The following is a 20,854-nucleotide window of genomic DNA, read 5'->3' on the forward strand; positions in this document are numbered from 1 at the left end:
AGCGATAGGCGTATCACCATGGCCGAAACCCCTGAAGAGCCCACGTACCAGCGGCTCGGGCCCGTCAACTGGCTGCCCGAGGAGCGCAAGCTAGTCGAGCGATTCGAGGCCGAGGTCAGGGAGCTGCGGCGGCGTCTGGAGATCGCCGAGGCCAAGGCCGCGTACGCGAGCTGGAAGCTCGAGGCCACGCAGGCGAAGCGGACGTACAAGCTGGGCGAGGCCCTGGGCTCGAAGAGCCCGGGGAAGATCGTCGAGGCGGTCCGGTCGAAGGAGAAGGCGCCGAAGCCGCCCGTACCGGTCTCCGAGGCGACCGAGCTGGCCAACCACCGGCCGCCGCTCGTCGAGGTGCCGGCCGTGAAGTGGCCGAAGGGGCCGGTCAACCGGCCGGACCTGAAGGTCGCGGTGATCCTGGACGACTTCTCCCGGATGGCCTTCAAGTACGAGTGGGACCAGATCGAGTTCGGGCTCAAGGACTGGCCGGAGATCTTCGCCGAGAAGCGTCCCGACCTGCTGTTCTGCGAGTCGGCCTGGCACGGGAACCAGGGTCGCTGGCGCTACCAGATGACCGGCACCAACGCGCCCAAGGAGCCGCTGCGCGAGCTGGTGGCCTGGTGCAGGCGGGAGGGCATCCCGACGGTCTTCTGGAACAAGGAGGACCCGCCGAACTTCGACTTCTTCATCGACACGGCCAAGCTGTTCGACTACGTGTTCACCTGCGACGGTGACATGGTGCCGAAATATCGGGAAATTTTGGGACACGATCGGGTTGATGTGCTGCAGTTCGCGGCCCAGCCCCGCGTCCACAACCCGATCCAGCAGCGGCAGGGACGCCTGCACGACGTGGTCTTCGCCGGGATGTACTTCCGCGACAAGCACCCCGAGCGCCGCGAGCAGATGGAGACCGTCATCGACCCGGTCAGGGAGCTGGGTCTGCACATCTTCGCGCGCAACGGCGAGGTGGACGAGAAGTACGCCTGGCCGGAGAAATACCGGCCGCACATCGTGGGCGAGCTCCCCTACGACCAGATGCTGGCCGCGTACCGGATGTACAAGGTCTTCCTCAACGTCAACTCGGTGCTGGACTCGCCGACCATGTGCGCCCGCCGGGTCTTCGAGCTGTCCGCCTGCGCCACGCCTGTCGTGTCGGGGTGGTCACGGGCCGTCGAGGAGACCTTCGGCGACCTCGTCCCCATCGCGCGCGAGCCGGTCGAGTCGTACAACCAGGTCCTGCACCTGATCAACAGCCCCGAGCTGCGGGCCAGGATGGGGCACCTGGCGATGCGCGAGGTCTTCGACAAGCACCTGTTCTCGCACCGCGTGGACCAGATCCTGCAGGACCTCGGGCACCAGGTGCAGCCCAGGTCGCGCTCGATCTCGGTCGTGCTGCCCACCAACCGCGCCTCCCAGATCGAACACGCCATCTCCTCCGTGGCCCGCCAGATCCACCGGCCGCTCCAGCTCGTCATGGTGCTGCACGGGCTGGACATCGACCCGGTCGTGGTCGCCGACAAGGCCCGCATGGCGGGCATCACGGACGTCGTCGTCCTGCCCGCCGACGCGTCCCTGTCGCTCGGCGCGTGCATGAACCTGGGCATCTCGGCCGCCGAGGGCGACCTGATCGCCAAGATGGACGACGACAACCTGTACGGGGAGCACTACCTGTCGGACCTGGTGCGCGCGTTCGACTACTCCGACGCCGAGCTGGTCGGCAAGGGGGCGCACTACGCGTACTTCGAGGGCAGCAACACGACCATGCTCCGCCTGCCGGGGCTGGAGCACCGCTACTCCTTCCTGGTCCAGGGCGGTACGTTCCTCGGCAAGGCGGACATGTTCCGCTCGTACGGCTTCGCGGACATCACCCGTGGTGAGGACACCCACCTGGTGCGGCGGCTGAAGGAGGACTCCGTCAAGATCTACTCGGCGGACCGCTTCAACTTCGTCTACTGGCGCAGCGCGGACGCGTCGATGCACACCTGGCAGGCGGACCACATCAAGCTGACCCGCAACGCCCAGTTCTCCTTCGTCGGCCGCCCGGACGACCACGTCCTCATCTGAGGTCACGCCCCGGCGCCGCCGACGGCCCTTTCCGGCGCGCGTCGGCGGGCGTCCCTCTGAGGAGAGCAGCGGGGGGCGCCGCTCTCCGTTCCGGAGGACCTCAGCCGAGGTGCGGCGGGTCAGTGGGTGATCTGGGCCAGGTTCTGGTCGGCGAGGCGGGCGAGCTCGTAGAGCCCCTGCGGCTTCACCCGCTGCCCCACCACCAGCATGCTCATGATCAGCGTCCCCCGCCGGATCATGACCGACCCGATCTGCGCGTTCTTCTGGCCCCCCGCCGCCGTCGTGAGGTAGGCCCGCGACTCGTCGCCCTTGGCCGGCATCGCGAGCATGCGCGTCTTGTAGGTCACCTGCGTACCGCTCACGTCCGCGGTGTAGGAGTTGCACTCCTTGGGCAGCGGTGCCGGGAAGGCCTTCCCGGGCAGCGCCACCACGGCCTGCGTGATCGAGCCGCGGTCGGCGGCGAAGGCGATCACCGCCGCCGGCGCCTTGGCGACGTCGGGACTGTCGGCGTCGAGCTGGGCCGCGCCCGCGCATTCCGGCCGCTGCAGCTTGGCCGCGCGGACGGCCGCGAGGCCCTGCTGGGTGGACTTGAGCGAGCCGAACTCGCCCAGCTCGGGTCCGTACGCGACGTGCATGCCCTTGGGCACCGGCAGCAGGGCGGCGCGCAGCCGGGCCGTCTCGGCGGACGCCTGCGGCGCGGACGACGCGGCGGACGCCGGCGCCGCCGACGGGGCCTTGTCGGCGGAACATCCGGCAATAGCCAGCAAACTCAGGAATATCCCGGAAATGGGCTTCAGCATTCGTCCTCCAATTCGCTCCAGCGGCATTGTCAAAACGCTAGAGGAATGGACGACCGGACAGCCGAGTAACGTCGCTATTCGCGGGATTCAGTGGTTTTACGAACGATTTCCGGTTCGTTGCCGTTTGGCGATCCGCCGTTCAGCAGGGCTCTGGCCAGGCCCAATCCGGCACCCCCGAGCGTGAGCGCCTTGGCGAGCATTTCCTCGACGCCCTGCGCGCCGTTCAGGACCACCATGTGTTCGACGTTTCCGAACGCCTTCGAGCCGGCCTCGACGATTTCCGGCCAGCGTTCGGCGAGTTGCTGCGCGACGACCGCCTCCTGGTTGCTCGCCAGCGCCTCCGCGCGGGCCTTGATGGCCTCCGCCTGCGCCAGGCCCTTGGCCCGCGCGGCCTCGGCCTCCGCGATGCCGCGCAGCCTGGTCGCCTCCGACTCCGCCTCGCCGCGCAGCCTGATGCCCTCGGCCTCGGCCTGCGCCTCGGAGACCGCCGCGCGCCGCGCCGCCTCCGCGAGCGTGACCTGCTCGTACGCCCTGGCGTCCGCGGGCCTGCGCACCTCGCCCTCCAGCCGCTTCTCGGCGAGCAGGGCCTCGCGTTCGGCGGCGGTCGTCTGCTGGACCACGACCTCCTGGCGGGCGGTGGCCTCGGCCAGCGGGCCCGCCTGCTTGGCCGCGGCCGACGCCCGGTCGATCTCGGCCTGGTAGCCGGCCTGCTGGATGCGAGCCTCGCGGACCGCGGCGGCCTTCTTGATGGCGGCCTCCTGCTCGGCGGCGTTGGCCTCCTGGTCGCGGTGGGCCTCGGCGATCCTGGCCAGCGAGGCCACGGCGGCCGCGTGCGGGCGGCCGAGGTTGGAGATGTAGCCGGTGGCGTCGTCGATCTCCTGGATCTGCAGGGAGTCCACGTTCAGGCCGAGCTTGCTCATCTCGTCGGCCGACGACGTGCGGATCTCGTTGGTGAGCGCGTCCCGGTTGACGATCAGGTCCTCGACCGTGAGGTTGCCGATGATCGAGCGCAGGTGGCCCGAGAAGAGCTGGTGCGTCTTCTCGTCCACGGTCTTCTGCTGGTCGAGGAAGCGGCGGGCGGCGTTGGCGATGGAGACGAAGTCGTCGCCCACCTTGTAGATCACCACGCCGCGCACGTGCACCGGGATGCCCTGCTTGGTGACGCACTTGACCTCGAGCTGGGAGACGCGGCTGTCGAGCGACATGCGGCGCGCGGTCTGGAACCCCGGGACGACCAGCGCGCCCTTACCCGTGACGATCTTGAAGCCGAGCGTCTCCCGGCCGCGGGCGCCCAGGCCCGAGATGAGGATCGCCTCGTTCGGCTCCGCGACCCGCCAGACCAGCTTGAACGCCACGACGCAGATGAACGCGATGAGGGCGATGATGCCTGCGAGCATTAAGTCCATGACCTGCTCCCGGGAGGACGTCGTCGTATAAGTTGCCGACCAGACTTCCCGGCTCGCCCCAAATTAGAAGGTACGCCCGATCAAGGCGCTTTACTAGATATTTCCGGCTCCGTCCCATTGGGAGTGGCGCCGTTGAGCAGGGCCCTGGCCAGGCCGATCCCGGCGCCGCCGAGCGTGAGGGCCTTGGCCAGCAATTCCTCGACACCCTGGGCGCCGTTCAGCACGACCATGTGGTCCACGTTCCCGAACGCCTTCGCGCCCGCCTCCACGATCTCCGGCCAGCGCTCGGCGAGCTGCTGGGCGATGACCGCCTCCTGGTTCTCCTGCAGCGCCTGGGCGCGCGCCCTGATCGCCTGGGCCTCCGCCAGGCCCTTGGCCGACGACGCCTCGGCCTCGGCCAGGCCCAGCGCCTTGGCGGCCTCCGCCTGGGCCAGACCGCGGGCCTGCGCGGCCTGGGCCTCCGCCTCACCGGCGATCTTCGTGGCGGCTCCCGCGGCCTCGCCGCGCAGCCGTACCGACTCGGCCTCGGCCGCGGCGGCCAGCTTGACCTGGGAGGCCTGCGCGGCGGCGCGCAGCTCGGTCTCCCTGGCCTCGGCCTCCGCCTGCGCGATGCGGGCGTCGCGCTCGGCCTGGGAGAGCGTGACGGTCTCGTACGCCTTGGCGTCGGCGGGCTTGCGCACCTGCGACTGCAGCCGCTGCTCGGCGAGCTTGGCCTCCAGCTCGGCGGCCCTCGTCTCCTGGACCACCACCTCCTGGCGGGCGGTCGCCTCCGACAGCGGGCCCGCCTGGCGGGCGGTGGCCTGGGCCTGGTCGATCTCGGCCTGGTAGGAGGCCTCCTTGATGCGGGAGTCGCGGCGGGCGGCGGCCATGTTGGCGGCGGCGATCTGCTCGGCCTCGGTGGCCTCCTGGTCGCGCTGGGCCTGGGCGATGCGGGCGGTGGAGGCGACCTTGGCGGCGTGCGGCTTGCCGAGGTTGACGATGTAACCGGTCTCGTCGTCGATCTCCTGGATCTGCAGGGAGTCGACGATCAGGCCCAGCTTGCTCATCTCGTCGGCGGCCGAGGCCCTGGTCTCGCTGGTCAGGCGCTCGCGGTTGAGTATGAGGTCCTCGATGGTGAGGTTGCCGATGATCGAGCGCAGGTGGCCGGTGAACAGCTCGTGGATGGCGCTCGTCATGAAGTCCTGCTGGTCGAGGAAGCGGCGGGCGGCGTTGGCGATGGAGGACAGGTCGTCGCCGACCTTGTAGATGACCACGCCGCGGATGTGCACGGGGATGCCCTGCTGGGTGACGCAGGAGACCTGGAGGTTGGCGGCCCTGGTGTCCAGCCGCAGCCGCCTGGCCGCCTGGAACCCGGGCAGCACCGCCGTACCCTTGCCTGTGATGATCTTGAAGCCCAGGCTGTCGACGCCCTCGCCGCGACGGCGGGCGCCCAGCCCGGAGATGATCAGGGCCTCGTTGGGTTCCGCGACCCGCCACACGGCCTTGAACAGCAGGATGATGATGACTGCGGCGGCGACGATGCCGCCGGCGGCGATGTAGAACTCGGGGGACATCGGAGCGGCCTCCCTCAGACGAGCGCCCTGACCACGTAGACGGTCCGCGGGGGGAAGTACTCGACCACGACCACGATGGATCCGGTCAGGAACTCCTCGTCGGGCACGCTGGGATGCGCGTAGAACGCCTCCACGCCGCCCCTGACCGGGATCATGACCTCGCCGACGAGCCCTGGGCCGATCTTTCCCGTGACCCTGCCCTGCTTGCCGACCACCTGACTCCCCCCGCTCGCGATATTCCGGACGCTACTCCAAACGAGCATTCGCGGTAATAGGCCGCAAGAAAGATTCCGGCGGGCCCGGATACTCGGACATTCGGGACGATCGGCCCTTGAGACGACGATTGGCGCCTGAGGAACGGGGTATTCGCGGTTCGACGGTTTGGGCTCGGCCTGGCGGCGCCGTCACGGCAGCCCTCCGCGCGGTGGAGGTGAGGGCGCTGTGAAGCTGTGGCCGCGGGTCTTCCTGATCGGGTTCGTCTTGTGGCTGGCCAGCGTCGCGGTCACCGCCTGGACGGCCAACTCCAACCTCGTGCCGACCGTGGTGCTGTTCGGCAGCTTCCTGGTGCCAGTGACGTTCGTGGTGTGGGCGTACGGGCGCGACCGCTCGCCGCAGGTGACGGTCGAGCTGCTGTTCGTGGCGTTCGTGGTGGGCGGCGTGTTGGGGGTGCTCGGCGCCTCCCTCCTCGAGAGCCTGCTGATCCGCCCGTCGATCGTCATGTACGTCCTCGTCGGCCTCATCGAGGAGGGCGTGAAGCTCGGCGCGCTGATGTTCGTCACCAGGAGGATGGCCCGGCGTTCCGCCCGGGACGGCATCGTGCTCGGCGCCACCGTCGGCTTCGGCTTCGCCGCGTTCGAGAGCGCCGGGTACGCCTTCAACGCCCTCTTCACCGCCGACGGCCTGTCGCTGTCCCAGCTCGTCGAGACCGAGGTGCTGCGCGGCATCCTGTCGCCCGTCGGGCACGGCCTGTGGACGGCCATCGCGGGCGGCGTGCTGTTCGCGGCGCGCGGCCGGATCACCGGCTCCGTCGTCCTGGCCTACCTCGGCGTCTCGCTGCTGCACGCCCTCTGGGACTCCATGACCGCCATCGCGATCGCGATCACGCTCGTGCTGACCGGCCAGCCGTGGCAGTGGGAGCTCCTACGCATCGGCCGGGTCCCGAACGTGACCGCGTGGCAGGTGCACGTGTACACCATGGTCAACTGGGCCGGGCTCATCGCGATCTCCCTGGTAGCGCTGCTGTGGCTGCGGACGCTCGCCGCCAGAGCGCGTCGCGATCGCGAGATCTTGTCCCAATAATCACGGTAATGAACGTGTTCCTCCCACTGCGCCGGAACCATAAACGGTGCTAGTCTCCTATGCGATCTTCCGGAGGTGTATTTACACAAGGTGTGGAAATGCCCCCGACTCGAGGTTGGGACATGGGCTCGCGAAACCGGTCAATTCGGTTCAAGATCTTCTTATTGTTGCTGCTACCCCTTCTGTCTCTGAGCGCGCTCTGGGGTTTCGTCCTCAACCTCACCATGGGCGACGCCCAGTCACTGCTCCGCGCGAACACGCTCTATCGGACTATCGGCGTCACCTCCACGGACCTGGGACTACAGCTGCAGGCCGAGCGGGTGCGCTCAGCCGAGACGCTCACTACGCGTAAGCTCACCTCGGTGCTCAGCGCCCAGCGCGCCCGCACCGACCGGTCGGTCACCAACTTCAAGCTGGCCGTCATGGAGGCCGGCGGCTCGGTCGGCGACGACCTGCGACTGCCGCTCGACACCCTCGAATCCGCCCTCGGCCGCCTCGCGGCGATCAGGGCCGACATCGACGGCGGCCTCGGCTCCCGGCTGGCCGGGCTGAACGAGTACAACCGCATCCTCGACGGGATCTTCACCCTCTACGACCACCTGGTCTCCGTCTCCGATCTGACGATCTTCCAGCAGGCGTCCTCGCTGCAGGCCATGGGCATGGCCAGGGAGTACATCGCCAGGGAGCACGCGCTCATCATCGGGGCGCTGGCCGACCGCCGGCTCACCGCGCCCGAGGTCTCCGCCTTCACCGAGTACGCCGCCTCCAGGAAGTTCCTCCACGCGCGCGGCCTGGCCGGGCTCGACGTGACGCTGCGCCGGCCGTACGAGCAGGTCTTCGCCACCGAGACGTTCCAGACCTTCGCCACCATGGAGGCGCGGATCATCAAGACCGGCAGCCCGCCCCCCACCGCCGAAGCGTGGACCGAGGCCGTCGACCAGCTCACCTCGCGGCTCGACCAGCTCGGCTCCTCCTCCGCCGGCGTGCTGGCCACGCGCACGTCCGAGGCCGCGACCTCCACCATCGTCAAGATCTCCGTCGCCGGCGGCGTGGGCTTGATCGCCGTGCTCGCGTCGATCATCATCTCTGTACGCTTCGGTCGCCGCCTGGCCGGCGAGCTGGCCGGGCTGCGCACCGCCGCGATCGAGCTGTCGCAGAGCCGGCTGCCCGACATCGTCGAGCGGCTGCGCAGGGGCGAGGACGTCGACGTGCGGAAGGAGGCCAAGGCGATCAAGGTGCACGGTTCTGCCGAGATCAGCGACGTCGCCAGGGCCTTCGGCTCCGTGCAGCGCACCGCCGTGACGGCGGCGGTCGGCCAGGCCGCGATGCGGCGCGGGGTCGGCCAGGTCTTCCTCAACCTCGCCCGGCGCAAGCAGGGCCTGCTGCACCGGCAGCTGTCGCTGCTGGACGCCATGCAGCGCCGTACGCACGACCCCGACCGGCTCGAGGAGCTCTTCCGCCTCGACCACCTGACCACCCGCATGCGCCGGCACGCGGAGAGCCTGATGATCCTCTCCGGGTCCGCGCCGGGACGGGCCTGGCGCAAGCCGGTGCCCGTGATCGACATCGTCCGCGCGGCCATCGCCGAGATCGAGGACTACACCAGAGTCACCGTCGAGGGCATGCCGGTCGCCGCGGTCGACGGCACCGCCGCCGCCGACCTCACCCACCTGGTGGCCGAACTGGTCGAGAACGCCACCATCTACTCGCCGCCGGACACCACGGTCCAGGTGCGCGGCGACCTGGTGAGCAACGGATACGTCATCGAGGTGGAGGACCGCGGGCTCGGGCTGTCGGTCGCCGAGTACTCGGCGTTCAACACGCGGATGGCCGCGCCTCCGGAGTTCGACCTGGCCGACAGCGACAGGCTGGGCCTGTTCGTGGTGGCCAAGCTGGCGCAACAGTACGGGATCAAGGTGCTGCTGCGGCGGTCGCCCTTCGGCGGGACGACGGCCATCGTGCTCGTGCCGCGTTCGATGGTGACCGAGCAGGCGGCGCTGGAGGCGGGCGACATCGACGGCAAGGCCGATCTGCCGAGCCGTACGCGGAAGAAGGCGCTCGCCGTGGTGACCTCCGGCACGCACGCGGGACTGCCCAGACGGGTGCGCCAGACCAACCTGGCGCCGCAGCTCAAGGAGAGCCCGCCGCTCGGGCAGGAGCGGGCTCCCGAGCAGGAGCCGCGTGGCCAGGAGCCGCCGCCCGAACGCTCTCCTGACGAGGTAAGGGACTTGTTCTCCGCGTTCCAGCGGGGGACCCAACGCGCCCGAGAAGAAGCCTCTGAGGAGGGGCCATGAGTAAGGGGGATGCATGACTTTGCCGACCACCAACACCGGTGAGCTCAACTGGCTGCTGGACGATCTTGCCACCAGGGTCGCCGCGGTGCGCCAGGCCGTCATCTTGTCGACCGACGGCCTCGCGATTGGGTACTCGAAGGGCTTGATCCGGGAGGACGCCGAGCATCTGTCGGCGGTTGCGGCCGGGTTCCAGAGCCTGGCCCGTGGCACCGGACGCCATTTCGGCGGTGGCGACGTGCGTCAGACCATTGTGGAGATGGAGTCGGCCTTCCTGTTCGTGACAGCGGCGGGACAGGGCACCTGCCTGGCCGTGATCGCCGATGCGAACGTGGACGTCGGCCACATCGCCTACGAGATGGCGATGCTGGTCAAGCGGGTTGGCCAGCACATCACCACCAATCCGCGCGCTGGAGCGTCATGAGCGATAGCCCGCAGTGGTTCGATGAGGACGCGGGGCCCGTCGTTCGGCCCTATGCTCTCATCCGCGGCCGTACGCGTTCCTCAGGGGACACGTTCGACCTCGTGGCAACCGTGCGCGCCGTCGGCGACCCGCCTGGCGAGCTCGGTCCCGAACAGCAGCTCATCCTGCGGGCAGCACGCAATCCGATCTCGGTGGCCGACCTGGCCGTCGAGCTCGACCTGCCCGTCGGCGTCGTCCGGGTCCTGCTGGGCGACATGCGTGACCACGGGCTCATCTCGGTGTCGTCGCCCTCATCCGGAGGGTCGCGGTCGAATGAGCGCATTCTCAAGGAAGTGATCAATGGACTCCGTGCTCTCTGAGGACCCCGTCGCGCTGAAGATTCTCATCGCAGGGGGGTTCGGCGTCGGCAAGACCACACTGGTCGGGGCGGTCAGCGAGATCAAGCCGCTGCGCACGGAAGAGGTGCTCTCCGACCGTGGGATCGGGATCGACGACCTCGACGGCGTGGAGGCCAAGAACACCACGACCGTGGCGATGGACTTCGGCCGCATCACGATCCGCGACGGGCTGGTCGTGTACCTGTTCGGGACGCCCGGGCAGGAGCGGTTCTGGTTCATGTGGGACGAGCTGTCCTACGGCGCGCTGGGCGCCGTCGTCATCGCGGACACGCGCCGGCTGACCGACTGCTTCCCGTCCGTCGACTACTTCGAGCAGCGCGGCACGCCGTTCGTGGTGGCCGTCAACTGCTTCGAGGGGGCGGCGCGGCACAGCGTCGAGGACGTGCGCATCGCGCTCGACCTGGACGACGACGTGCCGGTCATGCTGTGCGACGTGCGGCGGCGCACCTCCGCCAAGGAAGTCATGATCGCCCTCGTGGAGCACTCCCTGCGGACGCTGACCTCAGCGAACTAGAGCGCCCTGAGGCCGTTGATCACCTCTCGGAGCAGGCTCTCCGTGGGCGTCGCGGCCTTGTCGCGCGGCGGGCGGACCGTGACCAGTCCGTGGTCGAGCAGGTCGCCCAGCAGCACTCTCACGACGCCGACAGGCAGGCCCAGATCCGAGGCGACCTCGGCGACGGGCCTGGTCTGACCTGCCACGACGCCCAGCAACCGCCGGTGCTGAGCGCTGAGCTCCGCCTTGGCCGGGACGGGCAGCCCCGTCCCGGCGACGGTCGCCAGCAGGTCGAGCGCGTTGGAGGAAGTGGGCCTGGTGCGCCCACGCGCGACCGCGTACGGCCGCACGACGGGCCCCGCCTCCTCATCGACCCACTCGTGCTCGCCGCTCACGATTGAGATCCCCCATCCTGGTCACTGGCGTCCTGCCGCCCGCGCTGCCAGCCCGACTGGAGCGAGGAGAGCAGCGCCCTGGTCTCCTCTGGTGAGCGCTCCTCGGCCGGCGGCGCCGGTGGCGGTGTCTGCTTGAGCCGCTGCGGCAGGTCCGCCTGCCGCTCGCGCTGCGGCAAGCCGGTCTCCCTCTGCCGCTCGCGCTGCGGGAGCCCCGTCTCCCTCTGGCGGTCACGCTGTGGCAGCCCGGTCTCCCGCTGCCGCTGGCGGCGCGGCAGGTCGGGCTCCTGCTGCTGCGGCAGGGCCACCGGGCCGCCGCCTGTCTGCTGCTGTGACGCCTGCTGGGGCACGGCCACGGGGCCGGTCCCGCCCGCCTGCTGGCCCCGCTTGCTGGTACGGACCCGGCGCGGCAGCTCGCCCGGCCCCGTGGGCTCCTGCCGGACCACCGAGACCGAGACGGACTCGAACTCCAGCGGCTGCACCGGGGTCGCCATGGGCTCCACCAGGGAGCCGGGCACGAGCACGATGGCGGTGGTGCCGCCGTACGGCGAGGGCTTGAGCGTCACCTTGACGCCGTGCCTGGCCGCGAGCATGCCGACCACCGCGAAACCCAGCCGTTCGGTCTGGGAGGGGTCGAACTCCTGCGGGCTGGCCAGGCGCGCGTTGATGCCCCTGCGGGCGGCATCGTCCATGCCCAGGCCGCGGTCCTCGATCTCGACCGCGAAGCCCCGGCCGACCATCTCACCGCGTACGGAGACCTCGTTGCTGGGCGAGGAGAAGGAGGCGGCGTTCTCGATCAGCTCGGCGAACAGGTGCATGAGGTCGGCCACCGCCGCGCCCGAGACGCCGCACTCGTTCATCGGGTAGACGCGGACCCGGGTGTACTCCTCGACCTGGGCCGCCGCGCCGCTCAGCACGTCCTCGATCGGGATGACGCCGCGCCACCTGCGGCCCGCCGCGCCGCCCGAGAGCAGCACCAGGCCCTCGGCGTGGCGGCGCATGCGGGTGGTCAGGTGGTCGAGCCTGAACAGGCGCTCCAGCGCCTCCGGCTCCTCCGTCTGGCGCTGCATCTCGTCGAGCATCTTGAGCTGGCGCTGCAGCAGCGACTGGCTGCGCCTGGCGAGGTTGCGCAGCGCCTGCGACACGCCCTCGCGCAGCCTGGCCTGCTCGACGGCCGCGTCCACGGCCGTGCTCTGCACGCTGTCGAACGCCGCGGCCAGGTCGGTGACCTCGCTGGTCGAGCCTCGGCCCACCGTGATGGGCGGCGCCTCGGTGGCGATGTCCACGCTCTCGCCCTTGCGCAGCTTCGTCACGACGTCCGGCAGCCTGATCTCGGCCAGGTCCAGCGCGGTACGGCGCAGCGTCCTCATCTCGCGGGTGAGCCTGCGGCCGACCTTGATCGAGATGACGATGGAGAAGATGACGGCGATGAGGCCGAGCGCGCCCGCGATGGCGGCCCGCACCACGATGCCGATGCCCGCGGGCTCCATCCTGGCCAGCAGCTTGTCGCCGGTGCGCCAGACGGCGTCGCGGTATTCCTTCTGGACCTGCTCGGACACGCCCCGCCACAGCTCGACGTCCACCGGCTGGCCGGAGATGTAGCTCTCCAGCAGGTTCTCCATGGTGCCGTAGCGCGGGGAGTAGTACAGCTTCTCGAACGGGGCCCGCAGCTCGGTGTCGAGGTTGGCCAGGGCCTTGGGGAACAGGTACGTCCGGGTGTTGTCCAGGCCGGCCAGCAGGTGGAGGTCGGCGTGCATGGTCATCCGGCCGTTACTGGCGACGATCAGCGCGTGCTCCCGGCTCAGCAGCTCGCGTACCTCGTCGGCGGCGATCAGGCCCTGCGCCTGGAGTGCCATCTGGAGGTCGGTGCTGACCATCATCCTGGAGTACAGCAGGTGGATCTCGTCGGAGACCTTCGCGTACTCGGTGACGAGGGTGCCGGGGGTGAGCTTGCGGTCGTCCACCTTGCGGCGGATGTCCGGGATCCGGTTGATCGCCTCGAAGACGTTCTGGAGCTGGGTCTTCATGTCCTGCGTGAGCGCCGACTGCACGTCCTCGGACATGGCGCGCTCGCGCAGCGTCTTGCGGTTGTTGTCGACCTTGGCCCGTGCCTTGTTCAGCGCGTCGGGGTCCCTGACCGTGCCCGCGATCCGCTCGGCGGAGGCCAGGCGCTCGGTCTGGAGGTTGGAGATCAGGCCGTCGGCGTTGTTGATGACGCCCGTCCAGATCGTCTCGACCTTGAGCAGGTTGAGCGCGTCCCCCGACGTGGTGCTCGCGGCGAAGCCCCAGAGTGCGACCAGGGAGACCAAGGGGATGACGAGCAGCGTCGAGATCTTGAATCTGATGGATCTGCCCGATGCCATGACACCCGCTCCCGGATAGAAGATCGCGGGAGAGAATAGCATCGAAACAGGTGGTTTTAAGATCGACTTGCGATAAATCTGTGATATGTCAGGAAATCCGCATGTTGCGCAGCAGCCCGCCGGCTGACCGGACGCCAGGTCAGCCACGCCAGCCACGCGGCCAGCACGCCCAGCAACGTCACCTCGGCACCCAGCAGCAACCGCTCGACGAGACCGATCATCACCCGCTCGCCGGGCAGGGCCACGTACGTGATCGCCAGCAGCCCGAACCCCCCGGCCAGGGTCACCCACTCCACCACCCGCGCCACAGGCTTCCAGCGGGCGTCTGAGCCCAGTCTGGGCACCATCAACAGCCCGGCGGCGGGCAGGCTCACGAACGCCGCGACGGACACGTACCGGTGGATCTGGGCCGCGAGGTCGAGATCCACCCCGAGGGGTGTGGTCGGGACCAGGGCCGCAACGACCAGAGCCCCGGACCACACCCCCAGCAACCACTGAGGCATCCCCCGCACCGGCGCCCCGGCCGCCCGCAACCCCAGGAGCAGCGCCAGGGACCCCAACCCGAGCACCGCCATGGCGACCTCCGTGACGCCCCCGCGGTCGGACACGGCGTATTCGCTGACGGTCATGTTCATGGGGTCGAGCTGAGGGTCGGGCCCGAACTGCCCGACCAGCACGGCGACCACCGAGAACAGGATCGCGGCACAGGCGATCAGGGGGGAGAGCCTCTTCACTGCGGTCATGAGGCAACTCTCCCGCCGGGGGCGGCCCTCTCACATCGGGCTCCGTCCCCGAGCCGACCCTGACCCGACCCTGAGGGGTGGTCACGGCTGTATGACCGATAGCACGTTCCCCGCCGGGTCCGTGAACCAGGCGATGGGACCGCCCTCACCGCGCATAACGCCCTTCGCGTCCTGCGGGAAGCCCTCGTAGCGCTCGAAGCGCACCCCCCGCCCCGCCAGCTCGTCCACCGCCTTGTCGATGTCCTCGACCGGGAAGTTGAGGATCGTGAACGTGGCCGGGGTGTGGTTCTCCTTCGGGTAGATCAGGATGTCGGCGCCCCCAGCGATGTGGAGCGTCAGCAGCCCGTGCTCCTCCGACACGCGCAGCCCCAGGGTCTCCCCGTAGAACCGCCCGGCCGCCGCTATGTCGTTCACCGAGAAACCGCTGAACGCCTTCGTGGTCCCGAACATGATCGCCTCCCCCTACTTCACATGCCTGCCCGATGGGCCTCGCTGAGCTGGATGATCTGGACGTAGTTGCCGTCCGGGTCGATCGCGGTGGCGAACAGGCTGCCGTCGCGGTCCTCGACCTCCGCCAGCCACGTCACGCCCGCGCTGTCCATGCGCGCGGCGACCGCGCGGGCGTCGGCCACGTCGAAGTTCAGGATCACCCTGCCGGGCTCGGGGTTCTTGTCCGACACATCCGTCCGCGTGTCGATGAACAGGTAGAACTCGCCGAACTTGAGCACCCCGTACCCGCCGACGTCGGAGTTGTCCTCCGGGTCGAGGGCGTTGACGTACCAGGTGCGCAGACGCTCGGGGTTCGTGCTGGCGAGCAGCATGCTGCCGAGAACGGGTCGCCTCATCGCGAGCTCCTCCGATGGTGTTGACGTGCTTTCCATCAGACAGACCGGACAGGGCGGGAGAACTCATCGCTGAACGCAAAAAACCTCCGCGCGGCGCGCCCAGCCGGGCGTGCCGCGCGGAGTTCGGCGCCGTTAGGTCAGCCTGTGCGGAGGGTGAGCCCGTAGACGCTCAGGATCTCGTTGACGGGCTGGTGGTACGTGGTCCCGCCGACGGAGCAGTTGCCGGAGCCGCCCGAGGTGACGCCCTGGGCCTGGCTGCCCGAGATGAACGAGCCGCCGGAGTCGCCGGGCTCGGCGCAGGCGCTGGTGCGGGTCAGGCCGGTGACGGTGCCCTGCGGGTAGGTGACCGTGGCGTTGTGCTGCTGGATGGTGCCGCAGCGCCAGCCGGTGGTCGAACCGGAGCGGCAGATGGACGAGCCCACCGCGGCCTGGGTGGAGCCGCGGACGATCACGTTCGCGCCGCCGGAGCCGCGTACCCACGGCTGCGCGGTGTTGCCGGGAGCGGCGACCCACGCGTAGTCGTTACCCGGGAAGGAGGCGCCCTGGAAGGTGCCCGTCGGGTTGGTGGTGTTGGTGGCCACGCGGCAGTGCCCGGCGGTGACGAAGCCGGGGGTGCTGCCCCTGGTGACCGAGAAGCCGACGCTGCAGCGGCTGGAGCCGATGTAGAACGGGGCGCCGCCGATGATGTTGATGAGCGGCACGGGCCGCTCGGCGGTCGCCGACACGCTGACCGCGCTCCTGTCCACGCCCGCGGCCTTGGCCAGGCCCTCGGCGGCCTCCACCGTGGGCGCCTGGATGGCGACGCTGTTGGTCTTCACGTCCACGAACCAGAGCGCCGCCCCGGCCTGGGCCTTCTTCGGCGCCTGGTCGAGCTGCTGCACGACCGCGTCGAGCTGGGCGAGCGAGCGCGCGACCACGACCGGCTCGGCGCCCTGCGCCTTGATGGTGCCGGTGGCGTTGGGGTCGGTGGTGGCGACCAGGAACTTGGAGGCGTCGTCGTTCAGCCAGGCGCCGCCGTACGACGCGCCGAGCTGGGAGGTGAGCGTGGCCTGCGTGGACGCGGCGCGTTCCTCGTTGGCCAGGCGGGCGTTGACCTGCTGCTCGGAGAGTCCGAGGTCCCGTTCGAGCGCGTCCACGACGGACGGGGGAAGGGATGGAGAGGCGGATTGAGGCGCCGGGTCGGCTGCTGCGGGGCTGAGGGGGGTGGCCAGGCAGGCGGCGAGGATGACGCCGCCAACCAACGCACAGCGTTTACTCGACATGTGCACTCCTCGGGTGGGGGTGCTGTCAAGCTAACGGTTGCTAAGGCGCCTGCCAGCATGCCAAAGAGCCTCTATTTCGGTGTTATGGGGTCTTTTCGGACACAGGCTTTGGACCGATTTATCGCCTAAAAGGTGAGCAGCCTGGTAGGTCGGTATGGTCCCGTGGCTGGAGGTGTTCTCTTTGCGAAACGGTGTTCGCCATCTGCTCGGCGCCGGCGCGGGACTGCTGGCCACCCCGCTCATTGCAACCGGTTTCATCATCGGGGTCGCGCGTTATCGCCAGACGGCGGCCATGACCGTCGACTGGGTCGTGCTGGCCGTGTACGTCGGGACGGTGGTCCTCATCGGAGTACTGGCCGGGTCGAGGATCTCGCCGCTCGCCTCGCTGCTGCCCGGCCTGGCCTTCCTCGGTTTCATCGGAGCGGCGCTGGTGCGCATGGCTCTGGGCGGTGACCACCGGATGGGGTTCGACGACGTGCCGAGCCAGTTTCTCGAGGGCTACATGGCCCTGCTCTACACCTGGTCGCTCCCCACGGGGTGCATCCTGCTGACCGCCTCGCTCTTCCCCTCACGCTGGCGGGCGACCAGGACCGACCCGCTCCCGCCGCCCCCGCCTCCGCTGGAGGCCCCGGAGCCGCCGCCGCTGCCCAAGCGGATCCCGTCCTCCCACCACTGAGGGCCGGGACCGTCAGGCGGACTTGGCCTCCGGCAGCGGGATCCACTTGTGCGCCCAGGTCACCAGCTCGTCCAGCACCGGCCGCAGCTCCTGCCCCATCTCGGTCAGGTGGTATTCGACGCGCACCGGCGACGTGGGCAGCACGCGGCGCTCGATGAGCCCGGCGCTCTCCAACTCGCGCAGCCGCCGGGCCAGCATCGTGTCGTTGATGCCGGGGATGGCCGCCTTGAGGTCGGCGTACCGGTGGGCGCCCTTGAAGATCATGTGGATCACCGCGCCCGACCACCGGGCGCCGATCAGCTCTAAGGCGATGTGGAAGCGCGCGCAGACCGAATCGAGACTCATGCCACAAATTCTACCAGCGCTTGCTCAGAAATATGTAGTAGCTCAATAATGTTGAGTAGCTACACCGCCTGAGTGAAGGAGCATGCCATGGGCAAGCCGGTCCTGCAGATCGTCGTCGCCAGCACCCGTCCCGGCCGTGCCGGACGTCCCATCGCCGAGTGGTTCCACGGCAAGGCCGTGGAGTCGGGACTGTTCGAGGTCGAGCTGATCGACCTGGCGGAGGTCGCGCTGCCGTTCCTGGACGAGCCCAACCACCCCCGGCTCAAGCAGTATGTGAACGCGCACACCAAGGAGTGGAGCGCCACCGTCGAACGGGGCGACGCGTACGTGTTCGTGACCCCCGAGTACAACCACAGCTTCAACGCCGTGCTGAAGAACGCCCTCGACTACCTGCACCACGAGTGGCAGCACAAGGCGGCCGGGTTCGTCAGCTACGGCGGCGTCTCCGGCGGCACCCGCGCCGCGAACAGCCTGCGCCAGGTCACCAGCACGCTGAGGATGATCCCGGTGCTGGAGGCGGTGAACATCCCGTTCTACTCCCAGTTCATCGGCGAGGACGGCAAGCTGCACGCCAACGACGTCATGGACTCCGCCGCCGACGCCATGCTCGCCGAGCTGGCCAAGCTGACCGGCGCGTTGCGTTCGATGCGCGTCGCCTGAGCTACGCTGCCGGACGTGGCACTGGCTGTGGGTGTGGTGGTCCGTTACCGCAAGGCGGTGACGTACGGCGTGCACGCGCTGCTCGCCGCGCTGGAGAGCGCCGGGGTGGAGCACGAGCTGAGACTCGGCACCACCCCTGAGGAGACCGCGGAGCACATCACGGCCAGCCAGGCCGACCGCGTGCTCGTGCTCTGGTCGTTCTACTCGCCCGACGCCGAGGCCATGGCCGCCGAGCTGGCCACGGTCAGGTCGCTGAGCGGCGGCCGGGGGCTGCACATCGCGGGCGGCGTGCACGCCACGGCCGAGCCGCAGCAGGTCATCGACGCGGGCTGGGACCTGGCGGGGATCGGCGAGGGCGAGACCACGATCATCTCCCTCGTCCGGGCGCTCCAGCAGGACGAGCCGCTCACCTCGGTGCCGGGGCTGGCGATCAAGGACGCCGACGGCGTCGCCCTGCGCACGAGGCCGGCGCCGCAGCTGCCGCTCGACGCGTTCCCCTCCTTCGTGGGCCGGAACGGGCCGATCGAGATCACCCGCGGCTGCCGCTACACCTGCCGCTTCTGCCAGACGCCGTTCATGTTCGGCGGGCAGTTCCGCCACCGCTCGGTCGCCAGCGTGCGCGAGCACGTGCGCGGGATGGTCGACAGGGGCCTGCGCGACATCCGCTTCATCACGCCGACCTCGCTCTCGTACGGCTCCCCCGGGCCCGATCCCGACCTGGGCAAGGTGGAGGAGCTGCTGGCCGGGGTCAAGGAGGAGCTGCCGCCGCGCGGCCGGGTGTTCTTCGGGAGCTTCCCCTCAGAGGTACGGCCCGAGCACGTCAGCCCCGAGGCCATGCGCATGCTCAAGCGCTACGTGGCCAACGACAACCTGATCATCGGCGCCCAGTCCGGCTCCGACAAGGTGCTGGCCGCCTCGGGCCGCGGCCACGACACCTCACCGGTGCGCGACGCCGTCAGGATCGCCGTCGAGCACGGCTTCCGGCCGAACGTCGACTTCATCTTCGGCATGCCGGGCGAGACCGAGGAGGACCAGGAGCAGTCGCTGAAGCTCGCCTCCGACCTGGCCGAGCTGGGGGCCCGCATCCACACCCACACGTTCATGCCGCTGCCCGGCACACCGTGGCGGGACGCCGAGCCCGCGTTCATCCCGCTGGCGACCATGAGCGAGCTGGACCGGCTGGCGCAGCGCGGCGACGCCTACGGGCACTGGCGCAAGCAGGCCGAACACGCCGTACGGCTGGCCGAGACGGCCAAGGCCTACCCGCGCCGGGCACGGCGCCGGCGCACCGGCTAGTGATCGTCGTCGTCGAAGGTGTGCATGACCCGCTCGAACGCGTCGCTGACGGGACGCAGCGCCTGCGCGAACGCGTTGACCAGCGGACCGAAGATCTCCGTCACCTCGGTCAGGAAGTCGGGACTCTTGGTTTCGGGAGGCGACCAGCGCATGGCGTCCGCGCTCAGCGTCTCCCACTCGTCGACGACACCGTCGATGGCGTCGAGCACGTGGTCAGGATCGCTTGGCATGACCGTTCCCCGTGAAAGAAGGGTCGTATCACATCTACGGTACGTCAGACGGGGATGGACACGCCTACTCCGCCTCGGGTCTGAGCGCCGTACCTCTCCTTGTCGGCGGCCAGGTCGAGCGGGCGGATACTGGAGCGCGCGGCGAGGACCTCGTCGGTGATCAGCGCGGCCGGCACCAGCCACGACACCTCGAACTCCAGCCCGTCGGGATCCTTCGCGTACAGCGCCTTGGTCGTGCCGTGGTCGGACGAGCCGACCAGCGCGCCGAGCTCGCTCAGCTTGACCGCGACCCGCTCCAGCTCGTCGAGGGTGTCGACCTCCCACGCCAGGTGGTAGAGGCCCACGGACGTGCTGCCGGCCGGGGACGGGTCCGCCTTGGGGCCGATCTGGAACAGGCCCAGGTCGTGGTCGTTCGTCGAGCCGGGGGCCTGGAGGAAGGCGGCGCCCGGCATGCCCATCACGACGTCGAAGCCGAGGGCTTCGCGGTAAAAGCCGACACTGCGTTCCACGTCGCGGACGTAAAGGACCGCGTGGTTGAGTCGCTGAACAGGCATGGTGTGCCCCTTTCCGTGCGGAGTCCGTCTCAAGTATATGAGAGTTCAACTAAATTGGGACCGTGACGAGATGGCTGGATGCGGACGAACAGCACACCTGGCGGAACTTCCTGGCGGCGACCCAGCTCATCAACGAGGCGCTCGACCGCCAGCTCCAGCGGGACGCGAGCATGCCGCACACGTACTACATGATCCTCGTGGCACTCTCCGAGGCGCCCGGGCGGTCGATGCGGATGAGCGAGCTGGCCGCCAGGGCGCAGAGCTCGCAGAGCCGGCTGTCGCACGCCGTGGCGCGCCTGGAGGAGCGCGGGTGGGTCCGGCGCGAGCGCTGCCCTGACGACGGGCGCGGCAGCTTCGCGGTGCTCACGGACGCCGGGTTCGCCGCGCTGGCCGCCGCCGCGCCTGGACACGTCGAGGAGGTACGGCGGAGCCTCTTCGACGTGCTGACCCCCGAGCAGGTACACCGGCTCGACGAGATTTGCGTCGCAGTGCGGAACACGCTGGAGGGGTAGCGAGCGAAGTGTCGTGCCGAGGCCGTAGGTTTCTCCGCGTACCCGAACAAGGAGAGGCCGATGCACGACACCGATGAGGCGCTGTTCAGGGCTGTCCACGGCATCGCGGGACGGTTCGCCGGCCAGCCCGTGCCCGTGGTGATGGAGGCGTTGCTGCGCCACCTGCCCAAGGCTCCGGGCCTCGAGGTGGCGGAGATCCGCAAGATCGCCGAGGAGATCAGCGTGGGACGTGATCCCTCGGGCTTGTGAACAGCTGA

At 69.4% G+C, this 20,854-nt stretch carries 24 protein-coding genes; 11 read left to right on the forward strand and 13 right to left on the reverse strand.

Going from position 1 to position 20,854, the window contains the following annotated elements; all coding sequences use genetic code 11:
• The first annotated feature begins 18 nt into the window (after nucleotides 1-18).
• Nucleotides 19-2,055 (forward strand): glycosyltransferase, encoded by a 2,037-nt coding sequence (locus tag AB0L65_RS34675; protein ID WP_364254030.1) that lies wholly within the window; start codon nucleotides 19-21, stop codon nucleotides 2,053-2,055.
• A gap of 119 nt (nucleotides 2,056-2,174) precedes the next feature.
• Here the strand turns inward: AB0L65_RS34675 and AB0L65_RS34680 are convergent, their stop codons facing one another.
• The 4 genes from AB0L65_RS34680 to AB0L65_RS34695 all read right to left on the reverse strand — a co-directional run bounded on the left by AB0L65_RS34680 (nucleotide 2,175) and on the right by AB0L65_RS34695 (nucleotide 6,029).
• Nucleotides 2,175-2,855: a hypothetical protein gene (locus AB0L65_RS34680; RefSeq protein WP_364254033.1), complete on the reverse strand. Its 681-nt coding sequence runs from the start codon at nucleotides 2,853-2,855 to the stop codon at nucleotides 2,175-2,177.
• Nucleotides 2,856-2,929: 74 nt separating this feature from the next.
• On the reverse strand, nucleotides 2,930-4,261 hold the full coding sequence (locus AB0L65_RS34685; protein WP_364254036.1) for an SPFH domain-containing protein: 1,332 nt from the start codon (nucleotides 4,259-4,261) through the stop codon (nucleotides 2,930-2,932).
• 80 nt (nucleotides 4,262-4,341) lie between these two features.
• Entirely contained in the window at nucleotides 4,342-5,814 is a 1,473-nt protein-coding gene (locus AB0L65_RS34690) for an SPFH domain-containing protein (protein WP_364254039.1), read from the reverse strand.
• Between the two features lie 14 nt (nucleotides 5,815-5,828).
• On the reverse strand, nucleotides 5,829-6,029 hold the full coding sequence (locus AB0L65_RS34695) for a hypothetical protein (RefSeq protein WP_350732563.1): 201 nt from the start codon (nucleotides 6,027-6,029) through the stop codon (nucleotides 5,829-5,831).
• Nucleotides 6,030-6,255: 226 nt separating this feature from the next.
• Here AB0L65_RS34695 and AB0L65_RS34700 point away from each other — a divergent pair, with 226 nt between their 5' ends.
• The 5 genes from AB0L65_RS34700 (at nucleotide 6,256) to AB0L65_RS34720 (ending at nucleotide 10,740) form a co-directional block, all read left to right on the forward strand.
• Nucleotides 6,256-7,113, forward strand: a complete 858-nt coding sequence (locus AB0L65_RS34700; protein WP_364254042.1) for a PrsW family glutamic-type intramembrane protease — start codon at nucleotides 6,256-6,258, stop codon at nucleotides 7,111-7,113.
• 167 nt (nucleotides 7,114-7,280) lie between these two features.
• Entirely contained in the window at nucleotides 7,281-9,407 is a 2,127-nt protein-coding gene (locus AB0L65_RS34705; RefSeq protein WP_364254045.1) for a nitrate- and nitrite sensing domain-containing protein, read from the forward strand.
• A gap of 13 nt (nucleotides 9,408-9,420) precedes the next feature.
• A complete protein-coding gene (locus tag AB0L65_RS34710; RefSeq protein WP_350732559.1) occupies nucleotides 9,421-9,828 on the forward strand; it encodes a roadblock/LC7 domain-containing protein in 408 nt (135 codons plus the stop codon).
• On the forward strand, nucleotides 9,825-10,187 hold the full coding sequence (locus AB0L65_RS34715; RefSeq protein ID WP_350732557.1) for a DUF742 domain-containing protein: 363 nt from the start codon (nucleotides 9,825-9,827) through the stop codon (nucleotides 10,185-10,187). Before AB0L65_RS34710 ends, AB0L65_RS34715 begins: the two co-directional genes overlap by 4 nt.
• Nucleotides 10,168-10,740, forward strand: a complete 573-nt coding sequence (locus AB0L65_RS34720) for an ATP/GTP-binding protein (RefSeq protein WP_350732556.1) — start codon at nucleotides 10,168-10,170, stop codon at nucleotides 10,738-10,740. The genes AB0L65_RS34715 and AB0L65_RS34720 overlap by 20 nt, the downstream gene beginning before the upstream one ends.
• On the opposite strand, the gene AB0L65_RS34725 is transcribed toward AB0L65_RS34720, so the two are convergent.
• The 6 genes from AB0L65_RS34725 to AB0L65_RS34750 all read right to left on the reverse strand — a co-directional run bounded on the left by AB0L65_RS34725 (nucleotide 10,737) and on the right by AB0L65_RS34750 (nucleotide 16,324).
• A complete protein-coding gene (locus AB0L65_RS34725; protein ID WP_363977211.1) occupies nucleotides 10,737-11,114 on the reverse strand; it encodes a DUF742 domain-containing protein in 378 nt (125 codons plus the stop codon). The two genes, AB0L65_RS34720 and AB0L65_RS34725, sit on opposite strands and share 4 nt — an antisense overlap.
• Nucleotides 11,111-13,474, reverse strand: a complete 2,364-nt coding sequence (locus AB0L65_RS34730; RefSeq protein ID WP_364254048.1) for a nitrate- and nitrite sensing domain-containing protein — start codon at nucleotides 13,472-13,474, stop codon at nucleotides 11,111-11,113. The genes AB0L65_RS34725 and AB0L65_RS34730 overlap by 4 nt, the downstream gene beginning before the upstream one ends.
• A 56-nt stretch (nucleotides 13,475-13,530) precedes the next feature.
• The gene (locus AB0L65_RS34735; protein ID WP_364254051.1) at nucleotides 13,531-14,217 is read right to left on the reverse strand and encodes a DUF998 domain-containing protein; all 687 of its coding nucleotides are present in this window, start codon (nucleotides 14,215-14,217) and stop codon (nucleotides 13,531-13,533) included.
• Nucleotides 14,218-14,298: 81 nt separating this feature from the next.
• Complete coding sequence (locus tag AB0L65_RS34740; protein ID WP_364254054.1) at nucleotides 14,299-14,667, reverse strand: VOC family protein; 369 nt, start codon at nucleotides 14,665-14,667, stop codon at nucleotides 14,299-14,301.
• Nucleotides 14,668-14,684: 17 nt separating this feature from the next.
• Nucleotides 14,685-15,062, reverse strand: coding sequence for a VOC family protein (locus AB0L65_RS34745; protein ID WP_364254057.1), 378 nt, complete (start codon nucleotides 15,060-15,062; stop codon nucleotides 14,685-14,687).
• Nucleotides 15,063-15,199: 137 nt separating this feature from the next.
• Entirely contained in the window at nucleotides 15,200-16,324 is a 1,125-nt protein-coding gene (locus AB0L65_RS34750) for a S1 family peptidase (protein WP_364254059.1), read from the reverse strand.
• Nucleotides 16,325-16,505: 181 nt separating this feature from the next.
• Between AB0L65_RS34750 and AB0L65_RS34755 the strand changes: the two genes are divergently transcribed.
• Entirely contained in the window at nucleotides 16,506-17,000 is a 495-nt protein-coding gene (locus AB0L65_RS34755) for a hypothetical protein (protein ID WP_364254062.1), read from the forward strand.
• A 12-nt stretch (nucleotides 17,001-17,012) separates the two neighbouring features.
• Here the strand turns inward: AB0L65_RS34755 and AB0L65_RS34760 are convergent, their stop codons facing one another.
• A complete protein-coding gene (locus AB0L65_RS34760; RefSeq protein ID WP_357750773.1) occupies nucleotides 17,013-17,345 on the reverse strand; it encodes a helix-turn-helix domain-containing protein in 333 nt (110 codons plus the stop codon).
• An 87-nt stretch (nucleotides 17,346-17,432) separates the two neighbouring features.
• Between AB0L65_RS34760 and AB0L65_RS34765 the strand changes: the two genes are divergently transcribed.
• Entirely contained in the window at nucleotides 17,433-18,005 is a 573-nt protein-coding gene (locus tag AB0L65_RS34765) for an NAD(P)H-dependent oxidoreductase (RefSeq protein ID WP_364254065.1), read from the forward strand.
• Between the two features lie 15 nt (nucleotides 18,006-18,020).
• Nucleotides 18,021-19,301 carry a TIGR04013 family B12-binding domain/radical SAM domain-containing protein gene (locus AB0L65_RS34770; protein ID WP_350732542.1) on the forward strand — a complete coding sequence of 427 codons (1,281 nt, stop codon included), beginning with the start codon at nucleotides 18,021-18,023 and terminating at the stop codon, nucleotides 19,299-19,301.
• On the opposite strand, the gene AB0L65_RS34775 is transcribed toward AB0L65_RS34770, so the two are convergent.
• The gene (locus AB0L65_RS34775) at nucleotides 19,298-19,531 is read right to left on the reverse strand and encodes a hypothetical protein (RefSeq protein WP_185069775.1); all 234 of its coding nucleotides are present in this window, start codon (nucleotides 19,529-19,531) and stop codon (nucleotides 19,298-19,300) included. The two genes, AB0L65_RS34770 and AB0L65_RS34775, sit on opposite strands and share 4 nt — an antisense overlap.
• Nucleotides 19,532-19,575: 44 nt before the next feature.
• Nucleotides 19,576-20,085, reverse strand: coding sequence for a VOC family protein (locus AB0L65_RS34780; RefSeq protein WP_350732540.1), 510 nt, complete (start codon nucleotides 20,083-20,085; stop codon nucleotides 19,576-19,578).
• Between the two features lie 62 nt (nucleotides 20,086-20,147).
• Here AB0L65_RS34780 and AB0L65_RS34785 point away from each other — a divergent pair, with 62 nt between their 5' ends.
• Both AB0L65_RS34785 and AB0L65_RS34790 read left to right on the forward strand, forming a co-directional pair.
• Nucleotides 20,148-20,597: a MarR family transcriptional regulator gene (locus AB0L65_RS34785; protein WP_364254068.1), complete on the forward strand. Its 450-nt coding sequence runs from the start codon at nucleotides 20,148-20,150 to the stop codon at nucleotides 20,595-20,597.
• A 60-nt stretch (nucleotides 20,598-20,657) separates the two neighbouring features.
• On the forward strand, nucleotides 20,658-20,846 hold the full coding sequence (locus AB0L65_RS34790; protein WP_350732537.1) for a hypothetical protein: 189 nt from the start codon (nucleotides 20,658-20,660) through the stop codon (nucleotides 20,844-20,846).
• Nucleotides 20,847-20,854: the final 8 nt, after the last annotated feature.

Source organism: Nonomuraea sp. NPDC052116 (assembly GCF_040680035.1).
Lineage (GTDB): Bacteria > Actinomycetota > Actinomycetes > Streptosporangiales > Streptosporangiaceae > Nonomuraea > Nonomuraea angiospora_A.

What these genes read in the sequence shown, in the direction of transcription:
- AB0L65_RS34675 (WP_364254030.1), top strand. Translation starts at nt 19, where the DNA reads ATGGCCGAAACCCCTGAAGAGCCCACGTACCAGCGGCTCGGGCCCGTC.
- AB0L65_RS34680 (WP_364254033.1), bottom strand. Translation starts at nt 2,855, where the DNA reads ATGCTGAAGCCCATTTCCGGGATATTCCTGAGTTTGCTGGCTATTGCC.
- AB0L65_RS34685 (WP_364254036.1), bottom strand. Translation starts at nt 4,261, where the DNA reads ATGGACTTAATGCTCGCAGGCATCATCGCCCTCATCGCGTTCATCTGC.
- AB0L65_RS34690 (WP_364254039.1), bottom strand. Translation starts at nt 5,814, where the DNA reads ATGTCCCCCGAGTTCTACATCGCCGCCGGCGGCATCGTCGCCGCCGCA.
- AB0L65_RS34710 (WP_350732559.1), top strand. Translation starts at nt 9,421, where the DNA reads ATGACTTTGCCGACCACCAACACCGGTGAGCTCAACTGGCTGCTGGAC.
- AB0L65_RS34715 (WP_350732557.1), top strand. Translation starts at nt 9,825, where the DNA reads ATGAGCGATAGCCCGCAGTGGTTCGATGAGGACGCGGGGCCCGTCGTT.
- AB0L65_RS34720 (WP_350732556.1), top strand. Translation starts at nt 10,168, where the DNA reads ATGGACTCCGTGCTCTCTGAGGACCCCGTCGCGCTGAAGATTCTCATC.
- AB0L65_RS34730 (WP_364254048.1), bottom strand. Translation starts at nt 13,474, where the DNA reads ATGGCATCGGGCAGATCCATCAGATTCAAGATCTCGACGCTGCTCGTC.
- AB0L65_RS34735 (WP_364254051.1), bottom strand. Translation starts at nt 14,217, where the DNA reads ATGACCGCAGTGAAGAGGCTCTCCCCCCTGATCGCCTGTGCCGCGATC.
- AB0L65_RS34740 (WP_364254054.1), bottom strand. Translation starts at nt 14,667, where the DNA reads ATGTTCGGGACCACGAAGGCGTTCAGCGGTTTCTCGGTGAACGACATA.
- AB0L65_RS34745 (WP_364254057.1), bottom strand. Translation starts at nt 15,062, where the DNA reads ATGAGGCGACCCGTTCTCGGCAGCATGCTGCTCGCCAGCACGAACCCC.
- AB0L65_RS34750 (WP_364254059.1), bottom strand. Translation starts at nt 16,324, where the DNA reads ATGTCGAGTAAACGCTGTGCGTTGGTTGGCGGCGTCATCCTCGCCGCC.
- AB0L65_RS34760 (WP_357750773.1), bottom strand. Translation starts at nt 17,345, where the DNA reads ATGAGTCTCGATTCGGTCTGCGCGCGCTTCCACATCGCCTTAGAGCTG.
- AB0L65_RS34765 (WP_364254065.1), top strand. Translation starts at nt 17,433, where the DNA reads ATGGGCAAGCCGGTCCTGCAGATCGTCGTCGCCAGCACCCGTCCCGGC.
- AB0L65_RS34775 (WP_185069775.1), bottom strand. Translation starts at nt 19,531, where the DNA reads ATGCCAAGCGATCCTGACCACGTGCTCGACGCCATCGACGGTGTCGTC.
- AB0L65_RS34780 (WP_350732540.1), bottom strand. Translation starts at nt 20,085, where the DNA reads ATGCCTGTTCAGCGACTCAACCACGCGGTCCTTTACGTCCGCGACGTG.
- AB0L65_RS34790 (WP_350732537.1), top strand. Translation starts at nt 20,658, where the DNA reads ATGCACGACACCGATGAGGCGCTGTTCAGGGCTGTCCACGGCATCGCG.